17 protein-coding genes are annotated in these 20,285 nt (G+C 73.3%); 12 read left to right on the forward strand and 5 right to left on the reverse strand.

Annotation, left to right across the window (positions count from 1 at the left end):
• Positions 1–602 precede the first annotated feature (602 nt).
• The 3 genes from AC067U_RS30855 (at position 603) to nudC (ending at position 7,252) form a co-directional block, all read left to right on the forward strand.
• Positions 603–4,667 carry an ATP-dependent DNA helicase gene (locus AC067U_RS30855; protein ID WP_478833108.1) on the forward strand — a complete coding sequence of 1,355 codons (4,065 nt, stop codon included), beginning with the start codon at positions 603–605 and terminating at the stop codon, positions 4,665–4,667.
• A 10-nt stretch (positions 4,668–4,677) separates the two neighbouring features.
• The gene (locus AC067U_RS30860) at positions 4,678–6,078 is read left to right on the forward strand and encodes a dipeptidase (RefSeq protein ID WP_478833109.1); all 1,401 of its coding nucleotides are present in this window, start codon (positions 4,678–4,680) and stop codon (positions 6,076–6,078) included.
• A 244-nt stretch (positions 6,079–6,322) separates the two neighbouring features.
• Positions 6,323–7,252 carry an NAD(+) diphosphatase gene (gene nudC / locus AC067U_RS30865; protein WP_478833110.1) on the forward strand — a complete coding sequence of 310 codons (930 nt, stop codon included), beginning with the start codon at positions 6,323–6,325 and terminating at the stop codon, positions 7,250–7,252.
• A gap of 108 nt (positions 7,253–7,360) precedes the next feature.
• Here the strand turns inward: nudC and AC067U_RS30870 are convergent, their stop codons facing one another.
• On the reverse strand, positions 7,361–7,621 hold the full coding sequence (locus tag AC067U_RS30870) for a mycoredoxin (protein WP_478833111.1): 261 nt from the start codon (positions 7,619–7,621) through the stop codon (positions 7,361–7,363).
• Between the two features lie 289 nt (positions 7,622–7,910).
• Here AC067U_RS30870 and AC067U_RS30875 point away from each other — a divergent pair, with 289 nt between their 5' ends.
• The 5 genes from AC067U_RS30875 (at position 7,911) to AC067U_RS30895 (ending at position 11,788) form a co-directional block, all read left to right on the forward strand.
• Positions 7,911–10,073 (forward strand): ATP-dependent DNA helicase UvrD2, encoded by a 2,163-nt coding sequence (locus tag AC067U_RS30875; RefSeq protein ID WP_478833112.1) that lies wholly within the window; start codon positions 7,911–7,913, stop codon positions 10,071–10,073.
• Between the two features lie 166 nt (positions 10,074–10,239).
• A complete protein-coding gene (locus AC067U_RS30880; RefSeq protein WP_478833113.1) occupies positions 10,240–10,578 on the forward strand; it encodes a hypothetical protein in 339 nt (112 codons plus the stop codon).
• A 173-nt stretch (positions 10,579–10,751) separates the two neighbouring features.
• The gene (locus AC067U_RS30885) at positions 10,752–11,120 is read left to right on the forward strand and encodes a WhiB family transcriptional regulator (protein WP_478833114.1); all 369 of its coding nucleotides are present in this window, start codon (positions 10,752–10,754) and stop codon (positions 11,118–11,120) included.
• Entirely contained in the window at positions 11,117–11,470 is a 354-nt protein-coding gene (locus AC067U_RS30890) for a hypothetical protein (RefSeq protein ID WP_478833115.1), read from the forward strand. The genes AC067U_RS30885 and AC067U_RS30890 overlap by 4 nt, the downstream gene beginning before the upstream one ends.
• Positions 11,471–11,581: 111 nt before the next feature.
• Positions 11,582–11,788, forward strand: a complete 207-nt coding sequence (locus AC067U_RS30895) for a hypothetical protein (RefSeq protein WP_365114665.1) — start codon at positions 11,582–11,584, stop codon at positions 11,786–11,788.
• On the opposite strand, the gene AC067U_RS30900 is transcribed toward AC067U_RS30895, so the two are convergent.
• Both AC067U_RS30900 and AC067U_RS30905 read right to left on the reverse strand, forming a co-directional pair.
• Positions 11,789–13,117, reverse strand: a complete 1,329-nt coding sequence (locus AC067U_RS30900) for an ABC1 kinase family protein (RefSeq protein WP_478833116.1) — start codon at positions 13,115–13,117, stop codon at positions 11,789–11,791. It abuts the gene before it with no gap.
• A 39-nt stretch (positions 13,118–13,156) separates the two neighbouring features.
• On the reverse strand, positions 13,157–14,281 hold the full coding sequence (locus AC067U_RS30905; RefSeq protein ID WP_478833117.1) for a ThiF family adenylyltransferase: 1,125 nt from the start codon (positions 14,279–14,281) through the stop codon (positions 13,157–13,159).
• A gap of 171 nt (positions 14,282–14,452) precedes the next feature.
• Here AC067U_RS30905 and AC067U_RS30910 point away from each other — a divergent pair, with 171 nt between their 5' ends.
• The 4 genes from AC067U_RS30910 to AC067U_RS30925 all read left to right on the forward strand — a co-directional run bounded on the left by AC067U_RS30910 (position 14,453) and on the right by AC067U_RS30925 (position 18,069).
• Positions 14,453–14,992, forward strand: a complete 540-nt coding sequence (locus tag AC067U_RS30910) for a M48 metallopeptidase family protein (protein ID WP_478833118.1) — start codon at positions 14,453–14,455, stop codon at positions 14,990–14,992.
• A 94-nt stretch (positions 14,993–15,086) separates the two neighbouring features.
• Positions 15,087–16,634 (forward strand): TerD family protein, encoded by a 1,548-nt coding sequence (locus AC067U_RS30915; protein WP_478833119.1) that lies wholly within the window; start codon positions 15,087–15,089, stop codon positions 16,632–16,634.
• A 7-nt stretch (positions 16,635–16,641) separates the two neighbouring features.
• The gene (locus AC067U_RS30920; protein WP_478833120.1) at positions 16,642–17,319 is read left to right on the forward strand and encodes an AIM24 family protein; all 678 of its coding nucleotides are present in this window, start codon (positions 16,642–16,644) and stop codon (positions 17,317–17,319) included.
• 18 nt (positions 17,320–17,337) lie between these two features.
• Positions 17,338–18,069: an AIM24 family protein gene (locus tag AC067U_RS30925; protein WP_478833121.1), complete on the forward strand. Its 732-nt coding sequence runs from the start codon at positions 17,338–17,340 to the stop codon at positions 18,067–18,069.
• Positions 18,070–18,198: 129 nt separating this feature from the next.
• Here the strand turns inward: AC067U_RS30925 and AC067U_RS30930 are convergent, their stop codons facing one another.
• Both AC067U_RS30930 and AC067U_RS30935 read right to left on the reverse strand, forming a co-directional pair.
• Entirely contained in the window at positions 18,199–18,723 is a 525-nt protein-coding gene (locus tag AC067U_RS30930; protein WP_478833122.1) for an NUDIX hydrolase, read from the reverse strand.
• Complete coding sequence (locus tag AC067U_RS30935) at positions 18,720–20,162, reverse strand: zinc-dependent metalloprotease (RefSeq protein WP_478833123.1); 1,443 nt, start codon at positions 20,160–20,162, stop codon at positions 18,720–18,722. Before AC067U_RS30935 ends, AC067U_RS30930 begins: the two co-directional genes overlap by 4 nt.
• Between the last annotated feature and the right edge of the window lie 123 nt (positions 20,163–20,285).

The raw sequence follows: 20,285 nt of genomic DNA on the forward strand, positions 1-20,285 counted from the left end.
GCTGCCGGGAAGGGGCGGGGTGGGGGAATTGCCCCGCAGGGACCCCCGCGGCGTGTACGGAGCCGGGTTCGGCTGGGCGGGAGCGAGGTGTGCCCGGGGGATGCCCGTCAGTCCCAGTGTCATTACGTGCCGGCCGCCGGCGTCAAGGGCGCTCCTTCGTCGCGTCGGCAAGCCGATGGCCCGTTGGGCCACCCTTGACGCCGGCGACCGTCACGCAACGACAAGGACTGTCGGGCCGCCCCCGGGGGATGGCATGGAGGGACCAAGGCCGCTCCGGTTCGGCGTTGGCGGGCACCAGCTGCGGCTCCGCTCGGCCGGCCGCCCTCCGGGCGGGACGCGGGATGGAAGTGGATCAGATCTACGTCATCCAGGGCGGTCCGGGCGCATCAGATCGCTACGCGCTCCTGCCGGGTGGCGGGTGCGGGCCGCCTGGGGCCGGACATGGACCGCCGACGATCGCTACGCGCTTCGGTCGTGCGGCGGGTGCGGGCTGTCGGTGATCGCTGTGTGTTCCGGTCGTCTCGGCGACCCTGGGCGGTCGTGCCCGAGGGGTGGTGGGCGACGTGGACCGGGGTGTCGGACGGTCCGGCTAGCCTGGACGGGTGTCCGCCCGTGCCCCCCGCCTCACCGATCCCGAGCAGCTCAAGGAGCTGCTCGGGATCCCGTTCACGCCCGAACAGACGGACTGCATCACCGCCCCCGCCGCCCCGCAGGTGATCGTCGCCGGTGCCGGATCGGGCAAGACCACCGTCATGGCCGCCCGGGTGGTCTGGCTGGTCGGCACCGGCGCTGTGGCCCCCGAGCAGGTCCTCGGCCTCACCTTCACCAACAAGGCCGCCGGCGAGCTCGCCGAGCGGGTCCGCAAGGCCCTCGCGAAGGCCGGCATCACCGACCCCGACCCTTCCCCGGCGGAGGAAGATGCGGCGGGTGAGCCGCGCATCTCCACCTATCACGCCTTCGCAGGGCAGCTGCTCAAGGACCACGGGCTGCGCATCGGCCTGGAGCCCAGCTCCCGGCTGCTCGCCGACGCGACCCGTTTCCAGCTCGCCGCGCGGGTGCTCCGCGAGGCCCCGGGCCCGTACCCCTCACTGACCAAGTCCATCCCCGACCTGGTCAGTGACCTTCTCGCGCTGGACGCCGAGCTCTCCGAGCATCTCGTCACCCCGGATGCCCTTCGCGTTCATGACACCGCGCTGCTCGACGCGCTCGCCGACGCACGGCTCACCAACGAGGACCTCCGGAAGGTGCCCGAGGCCGCCCGCGGCCGTCTGGAGCTCCTTGAGCTCGTCGGCCGCTACCGCGCCGCCAAACGCTCCCGCGATCTCATCGACTTCAGCGACCAGATCGCGCTGTCCGCGGAGCTGGCCATGACCCGGCCCGAGGTGGGCGAGCTGCTCCGGGACGAGTTCAGGATCGTCCTGCTCGACGAGTACCAGGACACCTCGGTGGCCCAGCGGCTGCTGCTGTCCGGGCTGTTCGGTGGGGGCACGGGCCACGCCGTGACCGCCGTCGGCGACCCCTGCCAGGCCATCTACGGGTGGCGCGGTGCCTCCGTTGCCAACCTGGACGACTTTCCCGAGCACTTCCCGTACGCGGACGGCACCCCGGCCACCCGCTACTCGCTCAGCGAGAACCGGCGTAGTGGCGGGCGCCTGCTGGACCTGGCCAACAGCCTGGCCGCGCCGCTCCGGTCCATGCACGCGGGGGTGGAGGCCCTCCGGCCCGCCGCCGGCGACGAGCACGAGGGCTTCGTCCGCTGTGCGCTGCTCACCACCCACGCGGAGGAGCTGGGCTGGCTGGCCGACTCCGTCGCCCACCAGGTCCGTACGGGCAAGGAGCCCAAGGACATCGCGGTGCTGTGCCGGTCCGGCGCCGACTTCGCGGCGATCCAGGCCGCGCTGGTGGCCCGGGACGTCCCGGTGGAGGTCGTCGGCCTGTCCGGGCTGCTCCACCTGCCGGAGGTCGCCGACCTGGTCTCCGTCTGCGAGGTGCTCCAGGACCCGGGCGCCAACGCGGCCCTGGTCCGCCTCCTCGTCGGCCCGCGCTGGCGGATCGGCGCCCGCGACCTGGCCCTGCTGGGCCGCCGGGCCCGCCTGCTGGTCGCCCGGGAGCGGCCGTCCGACGGGGACCACGACCCGGACCTCCGCCTGGCGGCGGCGGTGGAGGGCGTGGACCCGTCGGAGATCGTCTCCCTCTCGGACGCCCTGGACACCTTTCTCGACGGCAGCGGCTCCCGGGCGGACGAGGGCCTCCCCTTCTCCGCCGAGGCCCGGATCCGCTTCGCACACCTCGCGCAGGAGCTCCGCGACCTGCGCCGCTCCCTGTCCGACCCGCTGATGGACGTCCTGCACCGGGTGCTCGCCACCACCGGCCTCGACGTCGAGCTCGCCGCCTCCCCGCACGCCCTGGCCGCCCGCCGCAGAGAGACCCTCTCCAACTTCCTCGACGTGGCGGCGGGGTTCGCCGCGCTCGACGGCGAGGCGACCCTGCTGGCCTTCCTGTCCTTCCTGCGCACCGCCGCTCAGTACGAGAAGGGGCTGGACAACGCGCTTCCCGGCGGCGAGAACACGGTCAAGGTCCTCACCGCGCACAAGTCCAAGGGACTGGAGTGGGACGTGGTGGCCGTGCCGGGGCTGTACGCGGGCGCGTTCCCGAGCGAACAGCCGCGCGAGTCCTGGACCTCGTACGCGAAGGTGCTGCCGCACGCGCTGCGCGGGGACGCGGCCACGCTGCCGACGGACCCGCCGTGGACGGCGGCCGGCCTGAAGGCCTTCCGGGCCGACATGCGCACCCACCAGTCGGTGGAGGAGCTGCGCCTCGGCTACGTCACCTTCACCCGCCCGCGCTCCCTCCTGCTGGCCTCCGCGCACTGGTGGGGGCCGACCCAGAAGCGACGGCGCGGCCCCTCGGGCTTCCTCACCGCCCTCCGCGAGCACTGCGAGCTGCCCGGCCGCGGCGAGGTCGAGGCATGGGCCGAGGAACCCGCCCCCGAGGCGGAGAACCCGGCGCTGACCGACACCACCGCCGACCCCCACGCGTGGCCCCTGCCGCTGGACCCGGCCTCGTTCCGTCTCCGCCGCGCCGCCGCGGCCCTGGTCGAGTCCCACCTGTCCGCTCCACCGGAGGATCCGTACCTCTGGCCCCCGTCGTGCGAAGACCCGTCGTACGAGGAGGAACCGCTCCCGTCCGAGGACGACCTGTGGGCTGCTGACGAGGCAGCCCCGGCCTCCGGGGATCCGGCCCCCGGTGTGCCCGCCGCGCGTGACGCGGGCGGAGCGGACCGGGTCCGGGGCGGGGCCCCGCGTCGTGCGGGCTCGCCCGGCGGGACGTCGTACGGGGACGACCCGTGGGCCGTCGAGGAGGCGGGTCCGGCCTCCGGCCTGCCCGCGCGCAGTGCGGAACAGGTCCCGGGCGCAGCCCCGGGGTCCGCGGGCCCGGCCGACGGGACGGCAGGGGATGACCTGTGGGCCGTCGAGGAGGCCGGTCCGGTCTCCGGTGTGCCCGCTGCGCGCGGCACGGACGGGGTCCGGGGCGGAGCCCCGGTTTCGGGATGGAAGTCCCCCCCGCGGAGCGAGGGGGAGGGCGGGGTGGGGCAATATCCCCCGGCCGGAGCCGAGGCGCGCCTGCCCGACGCCCCGCTCGCCGACGAGCCCGCGCCGCCGGCCCCGGCGTACGCGGACGACCCCTGGTCCGGAAACGGCCCGGCCTACGAGGACGAGCTCTGGCACGGGGCCGACGCCGCAGGCGAAGGCAGCTGGGCGGACGTCCCCCCGTACGGGGACGAGCGGGGCGAGAGCCCCGTCCAGGGGAGCCCGCGCCGACGGGACGGCGCCGCCGACGCGCCCCCGGGCCCGGGCGACGCACGGCTGCCCCGCCCCCGTCACCCCGCGGCCGCACCGGCCGACGCGCTCGCTCCGGAGGAGCACCGCACGGTCGACTCCTGGGACCGTGACCTCGACGCCCTCACCCGCGAGCTCCGCCGCACCCGCGCCGCCGTTCGCGACGTCCCGCTGCCCCCCTCCCTCTCCGCGAGCGACCTGCTCCGCCTCGCCGCCGACGAGCAGGCGTTCGTACGCGAGCTCGCGCGCCCGATGCCCAAGCCGCCGCAACCGGCGGCCCGGCAGGGCACCCGGTTCCACGCCTGGGTGGAGTCGCGGTTCGAGGACCTGCCCCTCCCGCTGCTCGACGTCCTCGACCCCGTCGGCGATCTCCCCGGGTCCGACCAGGAGATCGCCGACGCCCACGACCTCGACACCCTCAAGGCCGCCTTCGAGCGCACCGAGTACGCCGACCGCACCCCGCACCGGATGGAGGTCCCGGTCCAGCTGACCCTGGCCGGACGGGTCGTCCGCGGCCGGATCGACGCCGTGTACACGACCCCCGGCGGCGGATTCGAGATCGTCGACTGGAAGACCGGCCGGTCCACCGACGCCGATCCGCTCCAGCTCGCGATCTACCGGCTGGCCTGGGCGGAGACCACCGGTACCCCGCTGGACAAGGTCACCGCCGCCTTCCTGCACGTCCGCAGCGGACGCGTCATCAGGCCCCGGAACCTGCCCACCCGCGCGCGCCTCGAACGGATCCTCCTCGGCGAGGCGGACCCGGGCCCGGACCGCGGTGGCCGACCGTCCACAGGCCCGGCCGGTGACCACCAGGCGGACAGCTAGGCTCGTGGGCATGAGCCAGACCCCGGACAGCGCCGTCCGCACGTACATCGACACGCACCGCGCCGCCTTCCTCGACGACCTCGCGGACTGGTTGCGCATCCCCTCCGTCTCGGCACAGCCCGAGCACGATGCCGATGTACGCCGCAGCGCCGACTGGCTGGCCGGAAGGTTCAAGGAGACCGGGTTCCCGACCGCCGAGGTCTGGGAGACGCCCGGCGCCCCGGCGGTGTTCGCCGAGTGGCCCAGCGGGGACCCGGACGCGCCGACCGTCCTCGTCTACGGGCACCACGACGTCCAGCCCGCCGCCCTCGCCGACGGCTGGCACAGCGAGCCCTTCGAGCCGGTCGTCCGGGACGGCCGGATGTACGCGCGCGGGGCCGCCGACGACAAGGGGCAGGTGTTCTTCCACACCCTGGGCGTGCGCGCGCACCTGGCGGCGACCGGCCGCACCGCCCCTGCGGTGAACCTCAAGCTGCTCGTCGAGGGTGAGGAGGAGTCCGGCTCCACCCACTTCCGGGCGCTGGTCGAGCGCGAGCGCGAGCGCCTCGCCGCGGATGTCGTGATCGTCTCCGACACCGGCATGTGGAACGAGACGACCCCCACCGTCTGCACCGGCCTGCGCGGCATCGCCGACTGCGAGATCGAGCTGTTCGGCCCGGACCAGGACATCCACTCCGGCGCCTTCGGCGGGGCCGTGCCCAACCCGGCGACCGTCGCCGCCCGTCTGGTCGCGGCGCTGCACGACGCGGACGAGCGGGTGGCCGTCCCCGGCTTCTACGACAACGTGGTCGACCTGACGGACGCCGAGCGCGAGCTGATCGCCGAGCTTCCCTTCGACGAGACGGAGTGGCTGGCCAACGCCAAGTCGCACGGCACGCTCGGCGAGGCCGGCTACTCCACCCTGGAACGGGTCTGGGCCCGGCCGACCGCCGAGGTCAACGGCATCGGCAGCGGCTACCAGGGCCCCGGCGGGAAGACCATCGTCCCGGCCACCGCCCACCTGAAGCTGTCGTTCCGGCTGGTCGCCGGCCAGGACCCGTACGAGGTGGAGGCCGCGGTCCGGAACTGGGTCGCAGCCCTCGTCCCGGCCGGCATCCGGCACTCCATCGTCTTCGGCGCCCCGACCCGGCCCTGCCTGACCCCGCTGGACCACCCGGCCCTGCAGTCCGTCGTCCGGGCGATGGGCCGCGCCTTCGAGCAGAAGATCCGCTTCACCAGGGAGGGCGGCTCGGGGCCCGCCGCCGATCTCCAGGACGTGCTCGGCGCACCCGTGCTCTTCCTGGGCATCTCCGTCCCCTCGGACGGCTGGCACGCGCCGAACGAGAAGGTCGAGCTCGACCTGCTGGTGAAGGGCGTGGAGACGGCCGCCTACCTGTGGGCGGACCTGGCCGAGACCTGGAGGCCCGCGTGACACCGCCCCCCGCCTGAACCACCGCCGCCGCACGCCCGCGGAGCGCGTACCTCCCCCTCGAATCCCCGTACGCGCGAAGCGGCCGTACGCCGCCGAACCCGCACCCGCGGCACCGAGCCGCCCCGTCCCCGAGCCGTACCCGTACACCCAAGCCCGCACCGCGCGCTCCGCACCGCGCCGCGTCGCCCGCACCGAACAAGCCTGCCCGCACCTGTCCCACCACCGGGGGAGTTGGAATCTCACTGTGAGCATCTTGACCGAGCGGCCCGTCTCGCTCACCGCGCCCAGCGGAATCGATCGCGCCGCGCACCACCGCCTCGACGAGGCATGGCTGGCCGCTGCCTGGAGCCACCCGACGACCCGGGTCTTCGTGGTCTCCGGCGGTCAGGTCCTGATCGACGACACCCCGGACGGCGGTACGGGGATCGTGATGACCCCCGCCTTCGAGGCGCCGATGACCGAGACCCACCGCTACTTCCTCGGCACCGACGAGGACGGCGTGAGCTACTTCGCGCTGCAGAAGGACGCGCTGCCGGGCCGCATGGACCAGTCGGCGCGCCCGGCCGGGCTGCGCGAGGCCGGCCTGCTGCTGGGCCCGCGCGACGCGGCACTGATGGTGCACGCGGTGGCCCTGGAGAACTGGCAGCGGATGCACCGCTTCTGCTCCCGCTGTGGCGAGCGCACGGTCGTCGCGGCGGCCGGTCACGTCCGGCGCTGCCCCGGCTGCGGCGCCGAGCACTACCCGCGCACCGACCCGGCCGTGATCATGCTGGTCACCGACGAGCAGGACCGGGCGCTGCTGGGCCGGCAGGTGCACTGGCCCGAGGGCCGGTTCTCGACCCTGGCCGGGTTCGTCGAGCCGGGCGAGTCCATCGAGCAGTCGGTGGTCCGCGAGGTCTGGGAGGAGGCGGGGGTCCGCGTCGGCGAGGTCGAGTACGTCGCCAGCCAGCCCTGGCCCTTCCCGTACAGCCTGATGCTGGGCTTCACCGCCCGCGCGCTCTCCTCGGAGATCAACGTGGACGGGGAGGAGATCCAGGAGGCCCGTTGGTTCTCCCGGGAGGAGTTCCGCACGGCCATCGAGACGGGCGTGGTGCTGCCGCCGTCGGGGATCTCGATCGCGGCGCGGCTGGTCGAGCTCTGGTACGGCGAGCCCCTGCCGAAGCCGCTGGGCTGAGGGTCCGGGGCGGTGTGACGGAAACCACGAAGGCCCCCCGCGGCTGCGGGGGGCCTTCTCCGTCGTGCGGCCGGTCCGGCCGGCAGGACCTGTGACAGGACCTGCCGGTCAGACCGCGAGGGCCTGCTGGACCTGGGCCAGGCTCGGGTTGGTCATGACCGACTCGGTGCCCTGGGGGGAGACGATGAGGACCGTGGGGACGGTCTGGTTGCCGTTGTTCGCCTTCTCGACGAAGGCGGCGGACGCCGGGTCCTGCTCGATGTTGATCTCGGTGTACGCGATGCCTTCCCGGTCCAGCTGGGACTTCAGCCGACGGCAGTAGCCGCACCAGGTCGTGCTGTACATCGTCACGGAACCCTTGTCCTGCATGGGGCACTCTCTTTCGGGGCGAGGCGGTCGGTCCGGCACAGTGGAACGGTCCGGTTCGGGCCGGTCCGGAGCGGATCGGTCGGAAGCGGATCGTTCCGAAGGAGTGGAACGCACGGGACCGCCCGGCCATTCCCGGGCCGCCCCGGAGGCCACGCGGGGTGACCGTCCGGGCGCCCTGCGATGCCGTAAGGGGCCCGGACGGCGGCCGTCATGACCGCCGGTATGACCGTTGTGCACGGGCTGTGGACAAGTTTCCCGCCCGCCCCGGGGGACCTGGCAGCATGGCGGGGTGACAGCAGTAACGCACTCCTCATCCTTCCCGGACGTCGCCGAATCGGCCGACGCCGTGCTCCTCGGTCTGGACCCGGAGCAGCGCGAGGTCGCCACGACCCTGCGCGGGCCGGTGTGCGTGCTCGCCGGCGCCGGCACGGGCAAGACCCGCGCCATCACGCACCGGATCGCGTACGGGGTCCGGTCCGGCGCGTTCAAGCCGGCCAGCGTGCTCGCCGTCACCTTCACCAACCGGGCCGCCGGAGAGATGCGCGGACGCCTCCGCGGACTCGGCGCCGAGGGCGTCCAGGCCCGCACCTTCCACTCGGCCGCCCTCCGCCAGCTCCACTACTTCTGGCCGAAAGCGATCGGCGGCGACCTGCCCCGCCTGGTCGAGCGGAAGATCCAGCTGGTCGCCGAAGCCGGCGCCCGCTGCTCCGTCCGCCTCGACCGCAACGAGCTGCGGGACGTCACGGGCGAGATCGAATGGGCGAAGGTCACCCAGATCATCCCCGGCGACTATCCCGCCGCGGCGATCAAGGCGGGCCGTGAGGCCCCCCGCGACATGGCCGAAATCGCTCGGATCTACGCGGGGTACGAACAGCTCAAGCGCGACCGCGGAATGATCGACTTCGAGGACGTGCTGCTCCTCACCGTCGCCATCCTCCAGGACCAGCCCGTCATCGCGGACCAGATCCGCGCCCAGTACCAGCACTTCGTGGTCGACGAGTACCAGGACGTCAGCCCGCTCCAACAGCGCCTGCTCGAACTCTGGCTCGGGGACCGCGACAACCTCTGCGTCGTCGGCGACGCCAGCCAGACCATCTACTCCTTCACCGGAGCCACCCCGGACCACCTGCTGAACTTCCGCACCCGCTACCCGCAGGCCACGGTCGTCAAGCTGATCCGCGACTACCGCTCCACCCCCCAGGTGGTCCACCTGGCCAACGGCCTGCTGAACCAGGCCCGCGGCCGCGCCGCCGACCACCGCCTGGAACTGGTCTCGCAGCGCGAGCCCGGCCCCGACCCCGCCTATGCGGAATATCCGGACGAGCCCGCCGAGGCCGAGGGCGTCGCCCGCCGGGTCCGGGACCTCATCGCCGCCGGGGTGCCGGCCGGCGAGATCGCCGTCCTCTTCCGGATCAACGCCCAGTCCGAGGTCTACGAGCAGGCCCTGGCCGACGCCGGAGTGCCGTACCAGCTGCGCGGCGCCGAGCGCTTCTTCGAGCGGCAGGAGGTCGGCCGGGCGGTGCTCGCGCTGCGCGGAGCCGCCCACTCCGGCGCCCGCGACCCGCTGCTGGCCGACGTGGTGGACCTGGCCGGGCAGGTGCGGGCCGTGCTCAGCGCCACCGGCTGGACCCCCGAGCCGCCGGCCGGCTCCGGAGCGGTCCGCGACCAGTGGGAGTCGCTGGCCGCGCTGGTCCGGCTCGCCGAGGACTTCGGCCGCGCGCACCCCGGAGCCTCCCTGACCGGCCTCGTGACCGAGCTGGACGAGCGCCGGGCCGCCCAGCACGCCCCGACGGTCCAGGGCGTCACCCTGGCCTCCCTGCACGCCGCGAAGGGCCTGGAGTGGGACGCGGTGTTCCTGGTCGGCCTCACCGACGGCATGATGCCGATCACCTACGCCAAGACCGAGGAGCAGGTCGAGGAGGAGCGCCGGCTGCTCTACGTCGGCGTGACCCGGGCCCGGCTGCACCTGACCCTGTCCTGGGCGCTGTCCCGGGCCCCGGGGGGCCGTGCCTCCCGGAAGCCCAGCCGGTTCCTGAGCGGGCTGCGGCCCGGCTCCGCCGCCCCGGGACACCGGGCGCAGCCCGAGGTCGGCGGCACCCGCAAGCGGAACCGGCGCGGGCCGGTCCTCTGCCGGGTCTGCGGCAAGACCCTCACCGAAGCGGGCGAGATCAAGCTGATGCGCTGCGAGGACTGCCCGTCCGACATGGACGAGGGCCTCTACGAGCGCCTCCGCGACTGGCGCGCGGCCCAGTCGAAGGCCCAGGGCCTGCCGGCGTACTGCGTCTTCACCGACAAGACCCTCATGGCGATCGCCGAGGCCGCGCCCGCCGAGCCGGGCGAGCTCGCGATGATCTCGGGCGTGGGTGGCCGCAAGCTCGACCGGTACGGAGCCGATGTCCTGGCCATCTGTGCAGGTCAGGAGCTTGACTCCGAGTCGGCTGACGACGCGTAGAAACTCGTCGGAAAAATAGTTTGCACATGCCCTGGGGATCCCCATAGGTTCTTAACCACGAGAACAGCGGCTTCTTGGAAGCCCTGTCTTCGTGCTGTACTTATCCGAATACACGGGACAGGCCCACCAGAGCCCGTCCCCGAGACGCCGAGAGGAGGCGAGACCAGTGATCAGCTTCAACACCTTCACCAAAATGACCGATCGCCCGGTCGCCGCTTCCTGCCTGCTCGGCTCCACGTCGCTCCTTGCCGCCTCCGCCGCCTCCCTGGGTCAGGGCACCGGTCTGTCCGCGATTTCCGCGAACAGCCCCGCCGTCCTGGCGACCCTTCCGGTCCGAGAGCGCAACGAGCGACCGACCCAGGCACCGGTGGCAGTAGCGAAGCAGCAGGCGGCACATGGCGCCTATGCCTTTGCGGCGGCCGGTGCCGGATCCAAGAAGCAGACGACGCAGCACCACCTGATGTGGGCCTTCCGCGGGCTCGAACCCTGGAGTGATCCAGCCTGATCGCATGATCAGGCCGGCGCCTTCAGGGCCGCGGAACCCCACCAGGGATCCGCGGCCCTTCTGTTTGTCCCCGAACGGGGACGGCAGGGCGAAGGGGCCTCGGGACTGGCAAGACCAGGTACCAGCCACACCGGCCGACCGGCCGGAACGACCAGACGAGGAAGAAACCAACCGTGCAACTCGAAGCGCACGCCCCGTCCGTACCGCAGAACCGAACGATCTCCCCGCCCGCAGTCCCGGAGGACTCCACCTTGACTCCGCTCACCGCGCTCACCGCGCTCGACGACGCCATCGAGAAGCTCGGCGTACCCGTTCCCTGCCGCTCGTTCGACCCGGAGGTCTTCTTCGCCGAGTCCCCGGCCGATGTCGAGTACGCCAAGTCCCTCTGCCGCACCTGCCCGCTGGTCGAGGCCTGCCTCGCCGGTGCGATGGAGCGCCGTGAGCCCTGGGGCGTCTGGGGTGGCGAGCTCTTCGTCCAGGGCGTGGTCGTCGCCCGCAAGCGGCCGCGTGGCCGCCCGCGCAAGAACCCGGTCGTGGCATGAACACCGCCCACCGCACCGGATTCGGAACGATCGACCGCCCTCTGACGCACGACCCCCTGAAGCAGGCCCCCATGACCACCCACGCGACGAGCGAGCTGGCCCCCTCCAAGGCCGCCGCCACCACCGAAGACTTCATCACCGCCGGTGCGATCACCTCGCGCCAGAACAGGACCCGCGAAATGCAACTCATCCCAGAAGCCCTGGCCCGTGCCCATATGGCCGACCGCCTGCGTGAGGCGCACGCCGAGCGCCGCGCCGTCCGCCTGGTCAACGCGCGCCGCATGCAGCGGCGGGCCGAGCGCGTCTCGATGCGCGCCCGGCGCGCGCTGGCCATGGCCGTCATGCACTGACGTCCCGCGCGCCACGACAGCACCACCCTTGGGGGGGGCCGGTCCGAACGGACCGGTCCCCCCGGTGCGTTGCGGCCCGCTGTCAACGCCGTGCGGCGGTATCGTCTGGAGGTGGACCAGCCAACCCCCCACCCCGTACCGCAGGGGCCAGAGGACCGGACCGTCGTGTGCGCCCGCTGCGGCACCCGGTCCCCCGAAGGAGCCCCGATCACCTGGACCTGCTCCGTGGAAAACGGCGTCCGGGAGTACTTCTGCCACGACTGCGCCCGGGCCAACATCCGGGCGATCGAGGGAAGACTCGACTCCTCCTGGTGGTGATCAGTCCTCGGTGGTGAACCCCGGGAGCCATGCCTCCAGTTCCGTCCCGAGCCGCACCGTCGCGCCCAGCTGACACAGCACCCCGATGGTGCTCAGCGTCACCCGGTGGATCAGCAGGTAGGACGGTGGCAGGTTGAGCTGCTTGCCCAACTGGTGTGCGGGGGAGCGCGGATCGGCGAGCCGTGCCGCCTGCCCGCGCATCCACCCCCGGGTGAAGGTGAACTCCTCGACCACGGCGGGCTCGATGATCGGCCGGAGGTAGTCCAGGACCGCGTCCGGGTCGAGTTCGACGGTCTCCCTGACGAACCCCTCGGCGCTCAACTGCCCGTAGACCGCCTCGGCATCACCCTGCAGGGTCATCCGCAGCGACACCCCGATCGACCGGGGCAGCCCGCCGGGCAGCCGGTCGACCGTGCCGAAGTCCAGCACGCCCAGCCGGGCACGGCCGTCCGGTCCGGGCACCAGGCGGAAGTTCCCCGGGTGCGGGTCCGCGTGCAGCAGTCCGGTCCGGGCCGGCCCCGAGAAGAGGAACCGGGCCAGCAGCTGCCCCGCACGGTCGCGTTCCTCCTGCGTGCCGCCGGATATCACCTCCGACAGGGGGACGCCCTCGATCCATTCGGTGACCAGCACCTGGTCGCCCTGGTGCACCACGTCCGGCACCAGTACGTCCGGGTCGCCCTCGAACGCCTCCGCGTGGATCCGCTGGGCCTCCGCCTCCAGCTCGTAGTCCAGCTCCTCCGCGACCCGGTCCCGCAGCTCCCGGATCAGCGGCTTGACGTCCATCCCGGGTATGAGCGGCCCCAGCAGGCCGGCGAAGCGGCCCAGCTGCTTCAGGTCCGACAGCAGGGCTTCCCCGGCCCCGGGGTACTGCACCTTGACCGCGACCTCCCGACCGTCGTGCCACACCGCCCGGTGCACCTGCCCGATCGACGCGGCCGCGGCCGGCTTGTCCTCGAAGGAGACGAACAGCTCGCGCCAGTCATCGCCCAGCCGCTCCGCCAGCACCTGGTGCACGGTCCCCGCGGGCAGCGGCGGAGCCGCCTCCTGAAGCTTGGTCAGCGCGGCGCGGTACGGTCCGGCCACCTCCTCGGGCAGCGCCGACTCGAACACCGACAGGGCCTGTCCGAACTTCATCGCACCGCCCTTCAGTTCCCCGAGGACCCGGAACAGCTGCTCCGCCGTGCGCTGTTGCAGCTCCTGTGCCACGAACTCGGCCGATTTCCCGCCGATCCGCTTGCCCAGCCCCCAGGTGGCCCGGCCGGCGATGCCCAGCGGCAGCGTGGCCAGCTTGACGGTCCGGGCGACCGCCTTCCGGGGAAGATCAGACATGTGCCCCTCCAGTGCCAGAAACCGTGCCGCGAGCGGCGGTTACCCGGCCATTGTGTCTTGTGCTTCTCGCATGCCGGACGGGTGCCCCGGCCCTCCCGCGGCTCCGCAGCCGCACTCCGGATGGGCGGTCAGCAGGGTCTGCTGCCAATGCAGTCCGGGGAGGGCCGCTTCCCAGCGGGCCCCCGTGGACGCCGGCAGCCGGCCGTCGAGGAAGGCCAGCGCGTGTGCCGCCGCCAGCCCAGCGACCGCCGTGGCCAGCCCCACGTCGCAGGCCGGCACGGCCCGCCGCCGGTGTGTCGAGCGCCACTGCACCAGCAGCCGGGGCCACGCCGGGTCCCGTGCCACCCGGTCCCGCTCCATGCAGCCCGCGCACGCCGTCGCGCCCGGTAGCACCAGCGGCCCCACCAGCCCGGTCCCCTCCAGCACCCCCGCGTACAGATGCGGGGTCCCCGTCGTGATCCAGTCGGCGGCCGTGTCCGGGTCGGGCGCCCAGGCCTGCATGCCGTCCCGGGGCACGACCACTACCAGGGCCAGCCCGGGCTCCGCTCCGGGCGGGCCCGTGGCCGCCGGAGGCCGTCCCGGTGCGAGCGCCCGCACCAGGGCGGCTCCGGCCTCCGCCCGCGGCCGGCCCAGGGCGTTCGGGCCCAGCCCGCCCGGCGCGAGGTCCCCGGGCTCCACCCGTCCCCCGTCCATCACCTCGACCCGGCCCACCCCGGCCGAGGCCAGCACCGCCGCGACCGCCGCGCCCACCCGCCCGGCCCCGCGCACCCGGACCCGTAGCGCCCGCCGGGCCGCGAACCTCTCCTGAACCCCCGCCGGCTCCCGGCACAGCAGCGAGAGCGACCCCAGATCCGGGCCCAGGCCCTCCGGGGCCTCGCGCCGCAGGGCCTGGGCCGCCGGGTCGCCGGCCGTGGCGTCATCGACCAGCCCGGCCGCCGCCAGCCCGCGGACCAGCTCGTCCGCCCCGCCGTCGGGCAGCCCCAGTGCCCTGGCCTCGGCCCGCAGCAGCTCCATGCCCCGGGTGCCGTCGATCCGGTCGATCAGCGCCCCCGTGGCCGTGTCCACCGGGCCGAACACCACCGCGTGCGCGGGCGTCACCCCGAACTGCACGGTCTGCAGGTCCCGCCAGGCCCTCGCCAGCTCGGGCTTCACCTTCGGATGCATCGCCGTCCCCCTCACCTCGTCGCCACACCGTTCCGGCAGGCACCTCGCCCTGCCCGATGACCGAAGAATGCCCACCTCGGCCGACGCCCGTGAGAAGTTGTCCACAGGCCCGCCCATTCGTCATACGAGATGACGGGACGTCTGCCGTAGGCACCGGGTACCGTCGGGGGCGTGTCCGCCGAGCCCCCCTCCTGCCCCGTCGAAGTCCGCCGGAGCACGCGCCGCCGCAGGACCGTGTCCGCCTACCGCGAGGGCGACCGCACGGTCGTGCTCATCCCTGCCCGGATGTCCGAGGCGGAGGAGCGGCGCTGGGTGGGCGTGATGCTCGACAAGCTGGCCAGGCAGGAGAGCCGCCGCACCCTGGGCGACTCGGAACTGCTCGAACGCGCCGGACGTCTCTCCGAGCAGTACTTCCAGGGCCGTGCCCGACCGGGCTCGGTGCGCTGGGTCACCAACCAGAACACCCGCTGGGGCTCCTGCACCCCGGCCGAGGGCAGCATCCGGCTGTCCCACCGGCTCCGGGGCATGCCGGAGTACGTGGTCGACTACGTGCTGCTGCACGAGCTCGCCCACCTGCTGGTGCCGGGCCACGGGCCGCGGTTCTGGCAGCTGCTGGAGGCCTACCCGCGGACCGAGCGGGCCCGCGGCTACCTGGAGGGCGTGGCGGCGGCGGAACGGCTGCCCAAGCTGCCCGCACCGCGCGAGGAGTGACAGCCGGTCAATCCACAGGGCTTGGCCGAATCCGATCCGGTGCGGCTAGCCTGGCGCAACGCAAACACCATCGGATGGGGGACGGTCACAGCGCATGGCCAGGGAATTCCAACGCGGCCACAAGGCCAAGGTCAGTGACCTGACAGCGGGCACGGATCTGTACGTGGGCGTCCAGATCTCGGCCCCCGGGCTGACCTTCGACATCAGCTGCTTCGGGCTCGACGCGGACGAGCGGCTCTCCGACGACCGGTACTTCGTCTTCTACAACCAGCCGAAGTCGCCCGAGGAGTCCATCCAGCAGCTCGGCGCCCAGGCCGGGGATACCGAGTCTTTCCGGGTCACCCTGGACCGGATCCCGGCGGGCATCCACAAACTGTCCTTCACCGCCACCATCGACGGCGCCGGGACGATGTCCCAGGTCGGTCCCGGATACATCCGGGTCGTCGCGGGCGGCGAGGAGGTCGTCCGCTACTCCTTCAGCGGAGCCGAGTTCAGCACCGAGCGCGCGGTCATGCTCGGCGACTTCTACCTCAAGGACGTCTGGCGCTTCGCGGCCGTCGGCCAGGGCTTCGACGGCGGCCTGTCGGCCCTGCTGCAGAACTTCGGCGGCGAGGTCGCCGAGGAGCAGCCCGCGGAGCCCGCCCCCGCGCAGCCGGCCGCCGCGGCCCCCGCCTTCGCGCCCCCGGCCTTCGCGCCCCCGCCCGCGGCCCCGGCGGCCCCGGTGCCCGCCCCGGCCGCACCCGTACCCGCTCCGGCCCCGGCGCCCGCGCCCGCACCGGACTTCGGCACCCCGGCCCCGCACACCGCCGCCTTCGGCTCCCCGCCGCCCTTCGGCGCCGTGCCGGCGCCGGCCGCGCCGCCCGCCCCCGGCGCGCCCGCCCCCGCCGCGACGGCCCCGCCCTTCGGGGCCGTGCCCCCGCCCGGCGCGGCCGTGCCCCCGCCGTTCGGCGGGGTCCAGGCCGTCGCCCCGGTCCCGCCGGAAGCGGGTCTGCGCGTGGTCCTCACCAAGTACGCCGAGGCGGCCGTCGGCGACCGCTGGACCGAGCAGAACCCGCAGCAGGTCCGCGTCACCCTCACCAAGAACCAGTCCATCCTCGCCAGGCAGGGCAGCATGGTCGCCTACCAGGGCGACATCGACTTCGCCCACAAGGGATCCGGCCTCCTCGGCAAGCTCACCGGGCAGCTGACCGGCCAGGGCATGTCCCTGATGCGCTGCTCCGGGGACGGCGAGGTCTTCCTCGCCGACGAGGCCAGTCGCCTCTTCGTCATCCGCCTCGAAGGCAGCGACCAGCTCTACACCAGCGCCCAAGGCGTCCTCGCCTTCGACGAGTCCCTGAGCACCGAGGTCCGCCGCATCGAAGGCGCCGGCCTGCCCGGCGGCGGCCTGTTCTCGATGCTCTTCTCCGGCACCGGAGCCGTGGTCGTCAAGACCCGCGGCACCCCGGTGGTCCTCCCCGTCGGCCCCGCCACCTACGTCGACGGCAACGCCGTCATCGCCTGGTCGGCCGGCGCCCAGGCGGTCACCACCACCGCTCTGCGGCTGCGCCGCTCCGGGGCCGCCAGCCGCGGCGGGGAGGCCGTCAACCTCCAGTTCCGGGGAGCCCCCGGCAACTTCGTCGTCGTACAGCCCTTCGAGGTGTGAGGCAGTGATGGACACGCAGACCCTGGGCACGTACCGCCCCGCCGCCACCGGCGTCCGGATGGCCGTCCACAACGCCAAGACCCTCAAGGTCACCATGGTGACCGGCCAGGACCTGATCGCCAAGGCCGGCTCGATGATCGCCTACGACGGCTACGTGGGGTTCCACGGGGCACCCGCGAGCCTGCGCCGCTCGGCCGAGGAAATGGTCACCGGCGAGGGCGGCAGACTGATGCTCTGCCAGGGCGACGGAGACCTCTTCCTCGCCGACTACGGCGCGGACGTCCTCGTCGTCCACCTCGCCGACGAGGCGCTCTCCGTCAACGGGGCCACCCTGCTGGCCTGCGACGCCACCCTCCAGCTGGCCATCGAGCCGGTCAAGGGCCTGGCCAAGCTGTCCGGCTCCGGCCTCACCAACCTGGTCATCCGGGGCACCGGCTGGGTCGCCCTGGTCAGCCGCGGCGTCCCCACCGTCCTGAACTGCGCCGAGCGCGAGACCTACGTCGACCCCGACGCGCTGATCGGCTGGACCACCGGCCTCGACCTCAAGGCCCGCCGCACCGTCAAGGCGAGCGCGCTGATCGGCCGGGGCAGCGGCGAAGCCCTGCAGATCGGCTTCAAGGGACAGGGCTTCGTGATCGTCCAGCCCAGCGAGGACACCGGCGACCGATTCAAGATCCGGGGCTGAGAGGAGCACCGAGTCACCATGCACAGCACACTCTTCGCCCACGTTCCGGTGCAGTCCACCGGCCGCTACACCCTGCAGAACCCGCAGCTGCTCAAGGTCGACGTCAACCAGGGCAGCGGGGCCGTCCTCGCCCGCCAGGGCGCCATGGTCGCCTTCGAGGGCCAGATCGACTTCCAGAGCCAGTACCGCAACAACAGCTGGCGCAACGTCCGGCAGATGACCGGCGAAGGCCTCGAACTGATGAAGTGCAAGGGCGACGGCCAGGTCTACCTGGCCAACTTCGCCCAGCACATCCACGTCATGGAGGTCGGCCGCGGCCTGACCGTCGACAGCAAGTACGTGCTCGCCTTCGACTCCACCCTCGGCGTCGGCATCGTCGCCATCGACAGCGCCGTCGAGATCGCCTCGGCCGGCGCCTACAACCTCGAACTCAGCGGAGCCGGACAGGTCGCCCTGCTCACCTCCGGCGAGCCGCTGGTCCTGGAGGTCGGCCCGGGCAAGAACATCTGCGCGGACGCCGACGCCGTCATCGCCTGGTCCACCTCCCTGCGCACCCAGCTGCAGGCCCCCACCTCCACCTCCGGGGTCTGGCGCCGCCGCGGCGCCACCGGCGAAGGCTGGGAGATGCAGTTCCAGGGGGAGGGCCACGTCCTGATCCAGCCCAGCGAGCTGCTGCCGCCGACCCACCTGCGCGGCGGCGTGCTCGGCTTCGGCATGCGCGGCAACTCCCTCGGCGGCAGCCGAGCCTGACGGCTCCGCGGGGGAGAACCCACACAGCGGATTCCCCACACGGCGGATCCGGGGCAAGCGAAGGGCGGTCCGGCAGCACGCTGCCGGACCGCCCGTCCGCTTCTCCCGCTCCGCCGCGGGCAGCCCGCGTCACAACCGGGCGCGGGTCGCCTCCAGCAGACGGACCACCGACGCGTCCGCCACGTCCGCCACCTCGTCGTAGGCGAACCAGCGCAGGTCCAGCGACTCCTCGCTGATCTCCGCGACCGCCCCGGTCGGGGCCAGCACCGCGTACTGCACGTCCAGGTGCCAGTTGCAGGGCGCCGGGATCGGATGCCGGTCCAGCCGCACCGGACCGCCCGGCAGCAGCGTCAGCCCGGACCCGATGCCGGACTCCTCGCGCGCCTCGCGCAGCGCCACGTCCGCCAGCGTCGCGTCACCGGGCTCGCAGTGCCCGCCCATCTGCAGCCACATGCCCAGCTTCTTGTGCAATGTCAGCAGCACCCGCCCGCCCGAAGGGTCGATCACCAGCGCACTGCCGGTGACGTGCCCCGCCCCGCAGGGCTTGTAGACGCCGTCCGGGTGCTCCGACAGGTGCTCCAGGTACACGTCCCTCAGCTCGGGCTGGTGCTCGTACCCCTTCAGCACCAGCACCGCGTCCTCGTGCAGACTCACTTCGCGCCGTCGCCCTTGCCCTTGTCGCCGTCCGTGCCTTCCGTGCCGGCCTCGCCCGCGCCGCCCTCGTCCGCGCCGCCCTCGTGCTGGGCATCCCGCTTCTGCGCGGCCTCACCGAGCATCTTGTCGATCTCGGAGAAGTCGAGCTGCTCGCGGTGCACGAAGCCGTCCGGGTCGTCCAGGTCGGAGGCGGTCGGCAGCATGTCCGGGTGCTCCCACAGTGCGTCCCGGCCGTCCATCCCGCGCGCGTCGGAGAGCGAGGCCCACAGCCGCGAGGCGTCCCGCAGCCGGCGCGGACGCAGCTCCAGGCCGATCAGCGTGGCGAAGGTCTGCTCCGCCGGACCGCCGGTGGCACGCCGCCGGCGCAGCATCTCGCGCAGCGCGTCCGCCGAGGTCAGACGGGGCTTCGCAGCCTCGTGCACGACCGCGTCCACCCAGCCCTCGACCAGCGCGAGCGCCGTCTCCAGCCGGGCCAGGGCGGCCTTCTGCTCGGGGGTGTCCTGCGGCTGGAACATGCCGCCCTGCAGCGCCTCCTGCAGCTGCTCCGGGTTCGACGGGTCGAGCTGGCCGACCACGTCCTCCAGCTTGGAGGTGTCCACCTTGATCCCACGCGCGTAGCCCTCGACCGCACCGAACAGGTGCGACCGCAGCCACGGCACGTGCGCGAACAGGCGGGCGTGCGCCGCCTCGCGCAGCGCCAGGTACAACCGGACCTCGTCGGACCCGATGCCCAGGTCCTTGCCGAAGGACTCGATGTTCAGCGGGAGCAGCGCGGCCTTCCCGGCCGGACCCAGCGGCAGGCCGACATCGGTCGAACCGACCACCTCGCCCGCGAGCACGCCCACGGCCTGTCCGATCTGCTGGCCGAACATCGCCCCGCCCATGGAGCGCATCATGCCGAGCAGCGGGCCCGCCATCGCCTGCATCTCCTCGGGCAGCACCTGCCCCATGGCCGCGCCGACCCGCTCGGCGACCGGGTCGACGAGCTCCTTCCACACCGGCAGGGTCGCCTCGACCCACTCGGCGCGGCTCCACGCCACGGCCGTGCCGGCACCCGACGGCAGCGAGGTCACGCCGTCCAGCCACAGGTCCGCCAGCCGCAGGGCCTCCTCGACGGCCGCCTTCTCGGCAATGCCGACGCTGCGGTCCTTGACGCCGTCGGCCGTGCCCGCGGACACCGTCCGCCGGGCCACGTCCTTGGCCATGTCCCAGTTCACCGGGCCGCCCTCGTAGCTGAGCATCTGCCCCAGCTGCTGGAACGCGGCCCCCAGGTCGTTCGGGTTCATGGCGCCGAACATCGCGGCGAACGGATTGTCCGTGCCGCCCGGCATGCCGGCCCCGCCGAACCCGAACGGATTGGGCCGGCCCTTCTGCTTGCCCTCGTCGCCGTCCTCCGGCTCCTCCGGCGGAAGGCCGAATCCGAATGGGGTGTCACTCACGGGTTTCCTCGGCTCGTAGGGCCGCCGGCACGCGCCGGCGGGCAATGGTCCCGACAACACCACCCAGCGTAGACACCACACCCGCTTCCGGGCTCGGTGCTCCGCCCACTGCTGGGCTGCGGC

The organism is Streptomyces sp. NPDC043853, assembly GCF_056436025.1.

What these genes read in the sequence shown, in the direction of transcription:
- AC067U_RS30860 (WP_478833109.1), top strand. Translation starts at nt 4,678, where the DNA reads ATGAGCCAGACCCCGGACAGCGCCGTCCGCACGTACATCGACACGCAC.
- AC067U_RS30870 (WP_478833111.1), bottom strand. Translation starts at nt 7,621, where the DNA reads ATGCAGGACAAGGGTTCCGTGACGATGTACAGCACGACCTGGTGCGGC.
- AC067U_RS30890 (WP_478833115.1), top strand. Translation starts at nt 11,117, where the DNA reads ATGAACACCGCCCACCGCACCGGATTCGGAACGATCGACCGCCCTCTG.
- AC067U_RS30900 (WP_478833116.1), bottom strand. Translation starts at nt 13,117, where the DNA reads ATGTCTGATCTTCCCCGGAAGGCGGTCGCCCGGACCGTCAAGCTGGCC.
- AC067U_RS30905 (WP_478833117.1), bottom strand. Translation starts at nt 14,281, where the DNA reads ATGCATCCGAAGGTGAAGCCCGAGCTGGCGAGGGCCTGGCGGGACCTG.
- AC067U_RS30915 (WP_478833119.1), top strand. Translation starts at nt 15,087, where the DNA reads ATGGCCAGGGAATTCCAACGCGGCCACAAGGCCAAGGTCAGTGACCTG.
- AC067U_RS30920 (WP_478833120.1), top strand. Translation starts at nt 16,642, where the DNA reads ATGGACACGCAGACCCTGGGCACGTACCGCCCCGCCGCCACCGGCGTC.
- AC067U_RS30925 (WP_478833121.1), top strand. Translation starts at nt 17,338, where the DNA reads ATGCACAGCACACTCTTCGCCCACGTTCCGGTGCAGTCCACCGGCCGC.